13 protein-coding genes and 1 tRNA gene are annotated in these 14369 nt (G+C 57.9%); 12 read left to right on the forward strand and 2 right to left on the reverse strand.

Annotated features, from left to right (window positions below):
- The first annotated feature begins 13 nt into the window (after positions 1-13).
- From folP to pnp, 12 genes are all read left to right on the forward strand, one after another.
- Entirely contained in the window at positions 14-841 is an 828-nt protein-coding gene (gene folP / locus soil367_RS16340) for a dihydropteroate synthase (RefSeq protein WP_246065636.1), read from the forward strand.
- Entirely contained in the window at positions 838-2184 is a 1347-nt protein-coding gene (glmM, locus tag soil367_RS16345) for a phosphoglucosamine mutase (RefSeq protein WP_136550104.1), read from the forward strand. The genes folP and glmM overlap by 4 nt, the downstream gene beginning before the upstream one ends.
- 99 nt (positions 2185-2283) lie before the next feature.
- Entirely contained in the window at positions 2284-3057 is a 774-nt protein-coding gene (gene tpiA / locus soil367_RS16350) for a triose-phosphate isomerase (protein ID WP_136550105.1), read from the forward strand.
- A 10-nt stretch (positions 3058-3067) separates the two neighbouring features.
- Positions 3068-3493, forward strand: coding sequence for a preprotein translocase subunit SecG (gene secG / locus soil367_RS16355; RefSeq protein ID WP_136550106.1), 426 nt, complete (start codon positions 3068-3070; stop codon positions 3491-3493).
- A 35-nt stretch (positions 3494-3528) separates the two neighbouring features.
- A tRNA-Leu gene (locus tag soil367_RS16360) sits at positions 3529-3613 on the forward strand.
- A gap of 413 nt (positions 3614-4026) precedes the next feature.
- A complete protein-coding gene (gene rimP, locus soil367_RS16365; protein WP_136550107.1) occupies positions 4027-4485 on the forward strand; it encodes a ribosome maturation factor RimP in 459 nt (152 codons plus the stop codon).
- Positions 4486-4525: 40 nt separating this feature from the next.
- Positions 4526-6019 (forward strand): transcription termination factor NusA, encoded by a 1494-nt coding sequence (gene nusA / locus soil367_RS16370; protein ID WP_136550108.1) that lies wholly within the window; start codon positions 4526-4528, stop codon positions 6017-6019.
- 18 nt (positions 6020-6037) lie between these two features.
- Complete coding sequence (infB, locus tag soil367_RS16375; RefSeq protein ID WP_136550109.1) at positions 6038-8575, forward strand: translation initiation factor IF-2; 2538 nt, start codon at positions 6038-6040, stop codon at positions 8573-8575.
- Positions 8576-8747: 172 nt separating this feature from the next.
- A complete protein-coding gene (rbfA, locus tag soil367_RS16380; RefSeq protein ID WP_136550110.1) occupies positions 8748-9170 on the forward strand; it encodes a 30S ribosome-binding factor RbfA in 423 nt (140 codons plus the stop codon).
- Positions 9167-10174, forward strand: coding sequence for a tRNA pseudouridine(55) synthase TruB (gene truB / locus soil367_RS16385; RefSeq protein WP_136550111.1), 1008 nt, complete (start codon positions 9167-9169; stop codon positions 10172-10174). Before rbfA ends, truB begins: the two co-directional genes overlap by 4 nt.
- Positions 10175-10240: 66 nt before the next feature.
- Entirely contained in the window at positions 10241-10510 is a 270-nt protein-coding gene (rpsO, locus tag soil367_RS16390; protein ID WP_136550112.1) for a 30S ribosomal protein S15, read from the forward strand.
- A gap of 502 nt (positions 10511-11012) precedes the next feature.
- Positions 11013-13136, forward strand: coding sequence for a polyribonucleotide nucleotidyltransferase (pnp, locus tag soil367_RS16395; protein ID WP_136550113.1), 2124 nt, complete (start codon positions 11013-11015; stop codon positions 13134-13136).
- 156 nt (positions 13137-13292) lie between these two features.
- On the opposite strand, the gene soil367_RS16400 is transcribed toward pnp, so the two are convergent.
- Both soil367_RS16400 and soil367_RS16405 read right to left on the reverse strand, forming a co-directional pair.
- Positions 13293-13721 carry a c-type cytochrome gene (locus soil367_RS16400; RefSeq protein ID WP_342777433.1) on the reverse strand — a complete coding sequence of 143 codons (429 nt, stop codon included), beginning with the start codon at positions 13719-13721 and terminating at the stop codon, positions 13293-13295.
- A 254-nt stretch (positions 13722-13975) separates the two neighbouring features.
- On the reverse strand, positions 13976-14206 hold the full coding sequence (locus tag soil367_RS16405; protein ID WP_136550114.1) for a hypothetical protein: 231 nt from the start codon (positions 14204-14206) through the stop codon (positions 13976-13978).
- Positions 14207-14369: the final 163 nt, after the last annotated feature.

Consider the following 14369-nt stretch of genomic DNA (forward strand, 5'->3'; position numbering starts at 1 on the left):
GTTATCCATGCAGATGCAGTTTGCCAGCCACAGCCTTGACCTTTCCCGGCCTCAGGTAATGGGCATTCTCAACGTGACGCCGGACTCCTTTTCCGATGGCGGCCGCTACAACAGCCTGGACAGTGCGCTTGCCCATGCCGAGCGCATGATGTCGGCTGGAGCGACGTTTATCGACATTGGCGGCGAGTCCACCCGACCCGGCGCCGACCCCGTCTCCACCGAGCAGGAGCTGAATCGTGTCTGCCCGGTAGTAGAGGCCATCCGAAAAAATCTCGATGTGGTTGTCTCCGTCGACACCAGCACGCCTGAAGTCATGCGCGAGACCGCACGTCTTGGGGCGGGCATGATCAACGATGTGCGCGGACTGCAGCGGGATGGCGCCGTTAAAGCTGCGGCGGATACAGGACTACCTGTTTGCATCATGCATATGCAGGGCCAGCCAAAAACGATGCAGACTGCGCCTTCCTACGATGATCCGGTCCAGGATGTCCTGAATTTCCTGAAAGAGCGTATAGCCGTCGTGGAGGAGGCTGGTATTCCTCGCAGCCGGCTTATTCTTGACCCCGGTTTTGGCTTTGGAAAGTCTTTGGTTCACAACCTGACCCTGCTCGCCAGTCTCAGGCATTTCCTCGATCAGAAATTGCCGGTTCTGATCGGCGTATCGAGAAAGTCCATGCTGGGCGAGATCACCGGCCGCGGCGTGGACGAGCGCTGCGCCGCCAGTATCGCAGCAGCCACGCTGGCCGCCTGGCAAGGGGCACAGATTTTTCGGGTTCATGATGTCGCGGAAACCGTTGATGCGCTAAAAGTAGTCGCAGCTCTTAAAGGAATAGAAAAATGACAGCACGCAAACATTTTGGCACAGACGGCATTCGTGGCAGGGTCGGCGAAGCGCCGGTCACCCCGGACTTCATGCTGAAGCTGGGGTGGGCTGCAGGCCAGGTATTCAAACGTTCGGGCCAGCGCAACAAGATCGTGATTGGAAAAGACACCCGCTTGTCGGGCTACATGTTTGAGTCCGCCCTGGAAGCCGGCCTGTCAGCAGCCGGGGTCGACGTGAACCTGCTGGGCCCGATGCCCACTCCGGCGATCGCTTACCTCACGCGGACATTTCGCGCCTCAGCGGGGATTGTGATCAGCGCGTCACACAACCCCCATTACGACAACGGCATCAAGTTTTTCTCAGGTGCCGGCGAAAAGCTCGACGATGCCCTTGAAATCCAAATCGAAGAGTGGCTCGACAAGGACCTCAAAGTGGTCGACTCCGCCCAGCTCGGCAAAGCGTTTCGCATTGACGACGCCGCCGGCCGGTACATCGAGTTCTGCAAGGGCACAATCCCCTCCAACTGCACACTTGACGGTCTCCATCTGGTACTGGACTGCGCCCATGGCGCCACCTATCACGTCGCGCCCAATGTATTCCGGGAACTCGGCGCCAAGGTCACCACGATCGGCAGCACGCCCGACGGCCTGAACATCAACCTGGAGCGCGGGTCCACCCATCTTGATGCGCTGACCGCCAAGGTACAGGAGCTGGGCGCCGACATGGGCATCGCCTTTGATGGAGACGGCGACCGCGTCATGATGGTCGACCACAACGGTGAGACCGTCGACGGTGACGAACTCCTCTACGTCATCGCCAGCCAGCGGCATGCACACGATCGCCTTAACGGTGGCGTGGTGGGCACACTGATGACGAACCTCGGTGCCGAATTAGCGTTTAAGGCCCTGGGCATCCCCTTCGAGCGCGCCAAGGTCGGTGACCGCTACGTCATGGAGATCCTCAACCGTAACGGCTGGCACCTCGGCGGCGAAGGCTCAGGCCATATCGTCTGCAGAGACTGCACCACAACAGGAGATGGCATTGTGTCTGCGCTTCAGGTGCTTTATGCCATCTCGCAATCAGGGCGAACGCTTGCCGAGCTTCGCGCCGGCATGACCAAGCTTCCGCAGATCATGATCAACGTAAAGGTTTCCACCCGGTTTGATCCGCTTGCCATCAGCGAGGTCAGCCGCGCCGTAGACGCTGCCGAAACCAGGATGGCGGGAAAAGGGCGCGTACTGTTGCGGGCTTCCGGCACCGAGCCGCTGATCCGGGTGATGGTCGAAGGCGAAAATACTGAACTGGTCAACACGATCGCCCGGGAACTGGCCGACATCGTGCAGGCCCAGGCACCACAGTAAGCGGGTCAAGGCCCTGCAAGTTCAGGAATACGCCAACTTGTTGTACAACTTCAACAAGTCCGGTATAGTTCCGCCTCCCTGGAATTCGGGATGTTGTAAATGCGACAGCACAGACAACGGATCGTAGCGGGCAACTGGAAGATGCATGGCAGTCGCAGCTTCGTCAGCGAGTATGTCCCTGCCCTTCTGGGCAAGCTCGATACACTGGATGCCGATACACGAGTCGTGTTGATTCCCCCTTCAATTTATATAGGGGAAGTCCGGGCTCAGGTACAGAATCGCGCAACGCAGCAGCCACGAATTACCTGGGGCGCGCAGAACGTATCAGCGGAAGCTGAAGGTGCCTTTACCGGCGAGATCGCTGCGGAAATGGCGCGGGATCAGGGATGCGACTACTGCATAGTCGGACACTCTGAACGTCGGCACCTTTTTGCCGAAACCGATGAGGTTGTTGCAGCCAAAGTCGAACAGATTGTGGCGCATGGCCTGACAGCCATTGTCTGTGTCGGCGAGACACTGTCCCAAAGACAGGCCGGTCAAGCCGAGCAGGTCGTAGCCAGGCAGGTTGAGGCATGCCTCGCAAAAGTGCCAGGCAACAGCTGGGACAAGATCGTTTTGGCTTACGAGCCTGTCTGGGCGATTGGCACTGGGAAGACCGCTTCCGCGGGGGATGCTCAGGCGATACATGCCAGCATCCGCAAGGTACTTGAAAACATGCAGGCACCGGCGCAGACTATTCCGCTTCTTTACGGCGGCAGCGTGAAACCGGATAATGCCGAAGAATTGTTTGCCCAGCCCGATATTGACGGCGGACTTGTAGGCGGTGCATCACTTGATGCCGAGTCTTTCTCCGCGATATGCCGGGCCTGTTAAGAGACGCACTATGCAGTGGCTTGAAACACTTGTTATTGCCTCCCACGTGGTTGTTGCCGTGGGCCTGGTCGCAATCATCCTGATGCAGCGCGGTAAAGGCGCTGACATGGGTGCGGCTTTTGGTGGCGGCGCATCGCAGACTGTTTTCGGCAGTCAGGGTAGCGGCAACTTCCTGACCAAGATGACCACTGTTCTGGGTATTCTGTTTTTTGTTACCAGTTTTTCGCTGGCTGTATTTGCAAAACAGAAAGCAGAAGTTGCAGAATTCCAGGGTATACCCACGGTCCAGCAAGCGCCTCAGAACAACGCGGCTGAAGAGCGCGGAACGTCCGGAGCACAGGTTCAGTCTGACAGCGAGTCGACAGACGGCGCAGCAGATATCGAAAGCGAAAATGGCGAGGGCGCGCAAGACGACGCGCTGCCGGAGCTACAGTGATGACGAATGCAGGAAATGAGTTTGCAAAGAGTAATGCCGAAGTGGTGGAACTGGTAGACACGCTATCTTGAGGGGGTAGTGGCGAAAGCCGTGCCGGTTCAAGTCCGGCCTTCGGCACCAAGTACGAAAACGGCTTGGCACACACCAAGCCGTTTTTTTTGGTCAGTCCTTGACCAGATTCAGCACCGTCCTTATACTCCGGCGGTTGCTGAAGCGGGGTATCGGCAGTCGATCTCTCGCGCTAACGGCAGAATCGTGATGGCTGTTGTTTCTGACAGGAGTGAAGGCGCCGTGCGCCAACACTCTCGTTCATCAGAAGTCTGATGAACTACAAGCTGCCGTCAGCGCAAAGGACCCTGCGGAGGCCGGGCGAAGCCGAATTTACGGCAATCGCGTGGTTTCCCCGAGGGTCTTTTTGTTTGATCTGCCGAATGCGGCCTTGTGCCGTAAGGGTCAAAGGGCTGTTCAGAAGCCCTTTTTTCGTTTATGGCACAGACTGACGCAGCCCTAAATCACAAGGAGGCAACGACCGAGTGTCGGCAAAGCTGAAACAACTGGAAGATATACTGCGCCCTGTCGTTGAGGCGCTGAATTACCAATTCTGGGGCCTTGAATATCTTGCACAGGGCCGCCACTCCATTCTGCGTGTTTTTATTGACCATGCGGAAGGTATTGCCGTTGAAGACTGCGCGAAAGTCAGTCACCAGATCAGTGGCGTTCTGGATGTAGAAGACCCCATCCAGGGCGAATACAACCTGGAAGTCTCCTCACCTGGCCTCGACCGTCCTCTTTTTCGCCTTGATCAGTACGAACAGTTTAAAGGCCATCAGGTCGCCCTTCGGCTCCAGACGCCATTTGAAGGTCGGCGCAAGTATCAGGGACTTATCAGTGGCGTAGAGGGCGACGATGTTCTGGTGGTAGTGGATGACCACGAGCTGGTACTGCCCTTTGAAAGCATTGAACGCGCGGTCATCGTGCCGGTTTACAAATAAGTTGCAACGAAGTCGCAAAGGTTAGAGGCAGGGCATTCGGATGAACAAAGAGATCTTGCTGGTTGTGGATGCGGTGTCCAACGAAAAGGGCGTCGACAAAGATGTAATCTTCGAGGCCATAGAATTGGCCCTCGCCACCGCCGCGAAAAAACGCTACGAAGAAGAAGACGTGGACATTCGCGTATCCATTGATCGCAAGACCGGTGAATACGAGACATTCCGTCGCTGGACCGTTGTCGACAATGACGCTGTTCCCAGCCTGGGCGCTGACCTCACGCTGGAAGAAGCCCATGAGAAGGATACCAGCCTGCAACCGGGCGACATCGTCGAGGAAAAGACGGAATCTGTCGCGTTTGGCCGCATAGGTGCCCAGGCTGCGAAGCAGATTATTTTCCAGAAGGTGCGGGAAGCCGAGCGTGCCAAGATTGTCGATAGCTACCGCGATCGGGTGGGCGAGCTGGTTTCCGGTACCGTCAAGAAAGTCACTCGCGACAACGTGATTGTCGACCTCGGCAATAACGCTGAAGCGATTCTTCCCCGTGACCAGCTGATCGCGCGCGAGACCTTCCGCATGGGCGACCGTGTTCGCTCTCTGCTGCAGGAGATCAAGGCTGATCACCGCGGCCCGCAGCTGATGCTGAGCCGTACCAGTCCGAACATGCTTATCGAGCTGTTCCGTATTGAAGTTCCGGAGATCGCCGAAGAGCTGATCGAGATCCGGGGTGCAGCCCGCGACCCGGGCTCCCGCGCAAAAATCGCCGTCAAAACCAACGATGGCCGTATTGATCCCGTTGGCGCCTGCGTAGGCATGCGTGGTTCCCGGGTACAGGCCGTGTCCAACGAGTTGGGCGGTGAGCGGATCGATATCATCCTCTGGGATGACAACGCCGCTCAGCTGGTCATCAACGCCATGGCGCCGGCAGAAGTGGCGTCCATCGTTGTTGATGAAGAAAAGAACACCATGGACGTCGCCGTTGCAGAGGATAATCTTGCCCAGGCGATTGGCCGTAACGGTCAGAATGTTCGGCTGGCCTCTGAATTGACCGGCTGGGAACTGAACGTCATGACCGAAGACGAAGCCGGAGAGCGCCAGGAACAGGAGGCGCAGAGGCTGGTCGACTACTTCGTCAAGCATCTTGAAGTAGACGAAGAGCTGGCCCTGGTGCTGGCCGAAGAAGGCTTTACCACCCTTGATGAAGTTGCTTACGTGCCGATGGCCGAAATGCTCAACATCGAGGGCTTCGACGAAGACCTGGTAGGCGAACTAAGAGCGCGCGCCAAAGATGCGTTGTTGAATCAGGCCCTGGCAAGCGAAGAAGCGCTGGAAGGCGCGGAGCCGGCTGAAGACCTTCTGGCAATGGAAGGAATGGATCGGAGCTTGGCGTTCGCCCTGGCCAAGATCGGGGTTAGAACCCAGGAAGACCTGGCCGAGCAATCCGTCGACGACCTCGCTGAAATCGAAGGTATGGACGAAGAACGCGCCGGAAAATTGATTATGACCGCCCGCGCGCCCTGGTTCGAAAACCAGGAATAGTCGGGAGAGGAGGACCAGATGGCAGATGTGACTGTAAAGCAACTGGCCGAAGACGTAGGCGCTCCCGTTGACCGCTTGCTTCGCCAGATTGAAGATGCGGGGCTCAACGGCCGCGCAGCGGATGATATTGTAACCGATAGTGAAAAGCAGACCCTGCTGGCCTTTCTGCGCCGCAACCATGGTGACGACGGTGAGCCCCGGCGTATAACGCTGAAGCGCAAAACGACCACCACACTGAAAGCAGGCAGCGGCGCAGGTCGGGCGAAGACGGTTAACGTCGAAGTCCGTAAGAAGCGCACCTACGTCAAAAGAGCCGAGCCACAGCCCGAGGCTGAGGCAGAGCAACCTGCAGCGGAAGAGCAGTTGCCAGCACAGGAGCAGAACGCTGAAGAGCGTATTGTGGCCGATGCGCAGCCTGCAGAAGCACCACTGGCGGATGAGACCCAGCCCGAACAGGACGCGGCCCCAGCGCAAGCTTCAGACGAGCAGCCCGAGGAAGAGGTCAAGCCCAAACCCGCTCCCCAGCCTGAGATCATGCCCGAGCCGCCAATGCCGGACCCCGCCGCCGAGGCACGCAAGCCCAAGAAGAAGAAAGGGCCGCGGCACGACCTCGACGATGAGGACGGCAAACCCAAGACCAAGGGTAAGAATGCGGGTCATAAAGGCCCGAAAGTTCGGGTCGAAGAAGAGCTGGTCGCGTTGGTCGATGACGAAGACGACGCCACCCTGCGCAAGCCGCTGCGGCACAAGAAAAAGCCTCGCGAAAAGAGACACGCTTTCGAAAGGCCGACCAAACCTATGGTAAGAGAAGTAGAGATCCCCGAAATCCTGACCGTGGGCGAGCTGGCTCAGCGCATGGCTGTTAAAGCCGGCGACGTCATCAAGACACTGTTCAAGATGGACGTCATGGCCACCATCAACCAGCCACTGGAGCAGGACGTTGCAGCGCTGGTTGTGGAAGAAATGGGCCATACCCCCCGCCTTGTGCGTGAGGATGCAATTGAGGAAGAAGTCCTCAATACCGCAAGCTACGACGAAGGCGAAGCGACATCGCGGGCGCCGGTCGTCAGCGTCATGGGCCACGTCGACCACGGCAAGACCTCTCTGCTCGACTATATCCGTCGGGCCAAGGTTGCCGCCGGCGAGTCAGGCGGGATCACGCAGCACATCGGCGCCTACCACGTTGAAACCGATCGCGGCATGGTGACCTTCCTGGATACCCCCGGACACGCCGCGTTTACCGCGATGCGCGCCCGCGGTGCCCAGTCTACCGACATCGTTATTCTTGTAGTCGCGGCGGACGATGGTGTCATGCCGCAGACCAAGGAAGCGGTCCAGCATGCCCGCGCGGCTGGCGTACCTCTGGTCGTGGCCGTCAACAAGATGGACAAGGAAGACGCTGACCCGGACCGGGTCAAGAACGAGCTTTCTGCGCTTGAAGTCATCCCCGAAGACTGGGGCGGCGATACGCAGTTCGTTCCGGTTTCCGCCCTCACCGGTGACGGTATCGACGCGTTGCTCGAAGCCATCCTGCTCCAGGCCGAACTGCTTGAGCTCAAGGCGGTGGCCGATGCACCTGCGAAAGGCGTGGTCGTCGAATCCAGCCTGGAAAAAGGTCGTGGCTCTGTCTCTACCATGCTGGTACAGAACGGCACGCTGAAACTGGGCGATATGGTCGTAGCCGGCCAGTACTACGGCAAAGTGCGCGCCATGCTCGACGAGGCCCGCAAAACCGTCAAGACAGCCGGACCTTCCATCCCCGTGGAAGTCCTCGGCCTTAACGGAACGCCAGACGCTGGTGACGAGTTCCTCGCCGTGGCTGACGAACGCAAAGCCCGCGAGCTGGCAGAGTTCCGCCAGGTTCGGGAGCGCGAGCAGCGGCTGCAACGCCAGCAGGCCTCCAAGCTGGAGAACCTGTTCGAGAACATGGGCAAGGAAGAGGTCAAGACACTCAATGTAGTGCTCAAGGCCGATGTCCGTGGCTCGCTCGAGGCGATCGTCAAGGCGCTAACCGACCTGGGTAACGAAGAAGTGCAGGTCAACATCGTGACGTCGGGCGTCGGCGGGATCACCGAGACCGACGTCAGCCTGGCCATGACTACCGGTGCCGTCATATTCGGCTTCAACGTGCGCGCCGACGGTGCTGCACGGAAGCTGGTGGAACGCGAAGAGCTGGACCTGCGCTACTACAGCATCATCTACAACATGATCGATGATGTACGCGCGGCCCTTACGGGCATGTTGTCCCCGCACTTCCGCGAAGACATCGTTGGTATCGCCGACGTACGCGAGACCTTCCGTTCGCCGAAGTTCGGCCAGGTGGCCGGCTGTATGGTTACCGAGGGTACGGTTTACCGTAACAAGCCGATTCGTGTTCTCCGCGAGAACGTCGTTATCTACGAAGGCGAGCTCGAGTCCCTGCGTCGCTTCAAGGATGACGTGCAGGAAGTGCGTAACGGCATGGAGTGTGGTATTGGCGTTAAAGGCTATGACGTAAAAGTCGGCGACCAGATCGAGGTCTTCGAGCGCGTCCAGGTGGAACGCCAGCTGAGCTGATACGGCGAGGTCATGTTGCTGACGTGACCACCGCTTGCACAAACTGCCGCGGATGCCTTACGGGCATTCGCGGCAGTTTGGCTTTGGCTCAACACGTTTGGGCCCAACATGTTTGCGCTTAACACTATTGGCTTTAACGCCTTTGGCTTAAAGAAAGTGCCGGGAGAGACCCATGCCACGCGAATTCAAGCGTTCGGACCGTATTGCTGATCAAATCCAGAAAGAACTCGCCTGGCTGATCCAGCGCGAGGTAAAAGACCCGCGCCTGGGCATGGTGACTTTGCACGACGTGCGGGTCAGCAAGGATATGGGCTATGCCGATATTTACTTCACGATTCTCAGCACCGAAGAGCTCACACCAGAGAGTGAGGAAGTCCAGCAAAGCCAGCAGGTGCTGAAGAGTGCCTCCGGCTACTTGCGCACTGCCCTGGCCAAGGCCATGAAGCTGCGCACCGTGCCCTACCTGCGCTTTCACTTTGATCGGTTGGCAGGTGAGAGCCGCCAGCTTGATGCTTTGATTAACCGCGCTGTCGCCAGCAACCGCGGCCTTGCTGACGATGAAGCTGACGATTCACAGCAAGAGGACGACCGGTGAGTCAGCGGTCCAGGAAAGGCCGGCGCATCGATGGCATTCTGGTTATCGACAAGCCTACCGGCATGACCTCCAATGCCGTCCTGCAACGGATCAAGCGCCACCTGGGCGCGGCCAAGGCCGGCCATACAGGCAGCCTTGACCCGCTTGCGACCGGCGTGCTCCCCCTGTGCTTTGGCGAGGCGACCAAGTTTTCCCAATGGCTGCTCGACGCCGATAAAGCCTATCGTGCGGAAGGAAAACTGGGAGCCATCACCGACACAGGCGATAGCGACGGCCAAACCGTGGCGACGCACGATCTTCCTGACGGGCTCGACGAGGCAATGCTGCAACGAGCGCTTGAGCCGCTCCGCGGTGAGATCGACCAGGTGCCGCCGATGTACTCCGCGCTGAAGCACAAGGGTCAGCCGCTCTACAAACTTGCACGTGCCGGCCATGAAGTGGAACGTAAAGCACGCCGCGTGACCATCAAGGCACTTTCCCTGGTCTCGTTTTCGGGCGATCGGTTCGAAATCGATGTGCTCTGTACCAAGGGCACCTACGTGCGATCACTGGTGGAAAGCATCGGCGAAAACCTTGGTTGCGGCGCGCATATCACCGCACTTCGCCGGACCGCCGCGGCCAGCTTCTCTCTGGCTGACGCTGTGCCAATGTCGGCTCTGGAAGACATGGACACCGGCGGCGACCTGGACACCTGGCTGCAGCCTGTGGACAAATCCCTGGAAGCACTTCCCGCACTCTGTATAAATCCCGAGCATTGTGTATCGATATTAAACGGACAACCCGTTAGAATACCGGGTCAATCCAACCCGGGTCAGGTACGCCTGTATTCGTGCGACGTCGCCAGTTCAGGCGATGCAGCGACAGAGAGCACTGGTGGAACATGCACTGGTAAAAAATACTCTGGTGGAGAACGCCCTGACGGGGTGTTCCTTGGGTTGGGTGAAATTTTGCTGGACGGGCAGGTTAAACCCCGGCGTCTGGTAAATACGGCCACTTCGGCCTGAAAGACGCAAACTGTAAATATGCGCGGTTTGTCGTCTCTTAGTTGAGCATATTAAGAGGTTTTTGACATGGCACTGAATGCCGAAGAGAAAGGCACGATCGTAAAAGACTTTCAACGCGCCGAGGGTGACACCGGTTCACCTGAAGTCCAGGTTGCGCTGCTGAGTTTCAATATCGACAAACTGCAAGGCCACTTCAAGGCTAACAAGCAGGATCACCATTCCCGCCGTGGTCTGATTCGTATGGTCAACCAGCGTCGTAAGCTTCTCGACTACCTGAAGAGAAAAGACGCTAGCCGTTATGTCGACCTGATCGGTCGTTTGGGTCTGCGCCGCTAACCAGCACTCGCGCAGTTCCTGTGTTGCCGGTTGGCTCTGGCCGACCGGTCTCCCTTCGACCTGGGCGCCCCGGCTCAAGCCGTGCGCTTTCGTGGCCTATTCTCCTCTTTCTGTTTCCGTGCCAGTGTATTTGTTTGCGGAGAAGCCGTAACAAGACATGGGCTCAGTCCAGCCTCCCGGTATCGGTTTCGATCGTCGATCGATATATGGCCGGGCCTCGCGCTCGCCGGATACCAGGCCTGAAGCCAGCACGAACACCAAGCAGTTACCGAACGTACCAAGCCGGTACTGAACGTACTAAACCGGCACTGAAATTACTAAACGAGCACCAGGCAAAGTACACAAACGAGTGAAAAACGACGTACCGCGGTCATATTGGAACCGCATCCTGCATCTGGCAGGCCCTATTGTTACGTAAGAACAGCTTGTTTCGTAAGAACAGCGGCAATAGGTTATTGGCAAACGAGATATATTCAGACTGCACTACTGGAAAGGAGAACCCGTGAATCCAGTTAAAAAATCATTTCAGTTCGGCGATCACACCGTCACCCTAGAGACCGGTCGCATTGCTCGTCAGGCCACCGGCTCTGTGCTGGTCACCGTTGACGACACCTCCGTCCTGGCGACCGTTGTAGCCGCCAAAGAAGCGAAGCCGGATCAGTCCTTTTTCCCGTTGAGCGTGCACTACATTGAAAAGGCGTACGCTGTGGGCAAGATCCCGGGCGGCTTCTTCAAGCGCGAAGGCCGGATGTCGGAAAAAGAAACGCTGACTTCCCGCCTGATTGACCGACCGATTCGCCCGCTCTTCCCCAAAGGATTCCAGAACGAAGTCCAGGTCATGTTGACCGTCATGTCGTCCAACAAAGATGTTGACCCGGATATCGCTGCGATGATTGGCGCGTCCGCCGCCCTCGCTGTTTCCGGGGTACCTTTCAATGGCCCCATCGGCGGCGCTCGGGTTGGTTTTACCGAGAGCGAAGGCTACTTCCTCAACCCGACCTACGAACGCCTCAAGACTTCTGACCTCAACATGGTCGTTGCCGGTACGAAAGATGCCGTGCTGATGGTTGAGTCCGAAGCGACTGGCCTGACCGAAGACCAGATGCTCGGCGCCGTGCTGTTCGCCCACGAGGCCATGCAACCGGTCATCGAGAATATTCGCGAACTCGCCGCTGCAGCTAACGTCCAGAAGTGGGACTGGCAGTCCGTGGCCGACAACAGCACCCTGCTGGACACGCTCAAAGGCGAATACGAAAGCGCGATCACCGAAGCCTACACGATCAGCGACAAGGCCGACCGTTACGCCCGCCTTGCTGAGATTCGCAAGGCCGCCGTTGAAAAACTGGCAGGCGGTGAAGCGCCACAGTACGACGCTGACGAAGTTAAAAGCTACTTCGGCAAGCTGGAGAAGAAAATCGTACGCGGGCGGATCATCGAAGGCCATCCCCGTATCGACGGCCGTGACAACAAGACCGTCCGTCCGATTGAAGTCGAGGTTGGCGTCCTGCCCAATGCCCACGGCTCGGCCCTGTTCACCCGTGGCGAAACCCAGGCACTGGTGGCAGCGACTCTGGGCACGGCCCGGGATGCGCAGATCATCGATGCGCTGGAAGGCGAAAGCAAGGACACCTTCCTGTTTCACTACAACTTCCCGTCCTACTCAGTAGGTGAAGCCGGTAGGGTCGGACCTCCGGGACGCCGGGAAATTGGCCACGGCAAACTGGCCAAGCGCGGTGTTCAGGCTGTCATGCCGAATGCTGAGGAGTTCCCGTACGTAATCCGTATCGTCTCCGAGATCACTGAATCAAACGGTTCAAGTTCCATGGCTTCCGTGTGCGGTAGTTCGCTGGCATTGATGGACGCGGGCGTTCCGCTCAAGGCCCCGGTCGCCGGTATCGCCATGGGCCTGATCAAGGAAGAAAACGGCTTTGCCGTGCTGACTGATATCCTGGGCGACGAAGATCACCTTGGCGACATGGACTTTAAAGTCGCCGGTACCCGTGATGGCGTTACTGCACTGCAGATGGACATCAAGATCGAGGGTATCACCGAAGAGATCATGGAGATCGCGCTGGAGCAGGCTCATCAGGCGCGCGTTCACATTCTCGATGAAATGGCCAAGGTCATTTCTACTTCGCGTGAAAAGCTGTCCGAGAAAGCGCCAAGCATGCTGAGTCTGCGGATCCCGTCAGACAAAATCCGCGACGTCATCGGCAAAGGCGGCGCCACCATACGCGGCCTGTGCGAAGTGACTGGCGCGTCCATCGATATTGAAGATGACGGGCTCGTCCGCGTCTATGCAGCCAATCAGGCGGCCGCTGAAGATGCTATCAACCGCATCATGGAAATTACCGCGGAAATCGAAGTCGGCCAGACCTATAAAGGCCGGGTTGAGCGTATTGTCGATTTCGGCGCGTTTGTGAATATCCTGCCCGGCAAGGACGGGTTGGTTCACATCTCCCAGATTGCCGATCGCCGTGTCGAGAACGTTTCCGATGAGCTTTCCGAAGGCCAGGAAGTCTTGGTCAAGGTACTGGACGTCGACGCCCGGGGCCGCGTGAAGCTCAGCATGAAAGAAGTACGCGAGGGCGAGAAGCCCGTCGACTTCGCTCCGGCTGGCGAGTAGTAACCTGTGAGCAGCCCCGCTGCCCGCAAAATGTAAGTTAGATTGAGCCCTTCGGGGCCAGTCTGAAAAAACCGCGGTTCCGGCCGCGGTTTTTTTATGGCAATAAAAAACCGCCCCAGGGGCGGTTCTTCGGCAACGGCAATTTCGAAATTGCCCTTACTGGCTGTTCTCGATCATGTATTTCACAGCACTGGCAACTTCTTCTTCGGAGCAGCTTCCGCACGCGCCCATCGCCGGCATCGCATTGAAGCCATTGATCGCATGTTCGATCAGCGTTTCCTGTCCTTTTTCAATGCGTGGCGCCCAAGCGTCTGCCTGACCGACCACAGGCGCTCCGGCCGCTCCGGTCGAGTGACATGCTGTGCACGCAGAACTGTAAACTGCTTCACCGCTGCGCGGCTCACCGGCTGCTTCGGCAGAGGCTGCAGCACCGCCGCCCGAACCGCATTCCTGGCCAGCCACACAAACCTCGCCCACTGGCTTGATACGCTCTTTTATCTGGTCTTCCATGGAGGCCGCCACGGCCATACCTACACAGGCCGCCGCGATAACTACGGCGAGCAGCAGTCTCTTCAGGTTCGTCACAGTTCACCTCGTTCTTGGAGTACACCTTTGTCAGCGGGCAATTATAGCGACTGCACCCACTCGAAAACAGCCCAAGCCCAAAAACAGCACCGCTGAGTGCTCGTTTCCGTTGAAACGAACGACCGTCAGTCAAGGTATCGGGTTAAATTTATTTAAATGGTTACGGTTTGCGTTGGGGGTGATTAGACTGTCGCTTGCCGGGATGAGTCTGGATCCTGCCGTGGCGCACTTGGCGATAGGAGATATCAGTGGCATCACAGCAACAGTGGAAACTCCGGCTGGTGGTTTTGGAGGTCATTTCTCTCCTTACCCTGATCGCCAGCCTCTTCCTTCTGCGTGGAAGCGCTGCCGAAAATGGCGCTCCAACTCTGCTGTGGCTGCTGCTCCCGGCCGGCGCCAGCCTGACAATGTTCCTGAGCTTCCTTGGACTGATGTATCTGCGGTGGGTGGCTAGTGCCGGCTCCGGTAACAGGAAGCGCGTCCATACGATCCTCTTTGGCCTTATGACCATAACGCTGCTCAGTATATGGGCGCTTGCGATGGTACAGACCTGGCAGAGCATGAACACGCAGGATGACCCCGTCGCTGGTGAAACAAAACAGCCAGTATCAAGCCCCCCGAGGGTCCACGAGTCTTTAAGGCATGAGC

Source organism: Hydrocarboniclastica marina, from assembly GCF_004851605.1.
In the GTDB taxonomy this organism is placed as follows: Bacteria; Pseudomonadota; Gammaproteobacteria; order Pseudomonadales; family Oleiphilaceae; genus Hydrocarboniclastica; species Hydrocarboniclastica marina.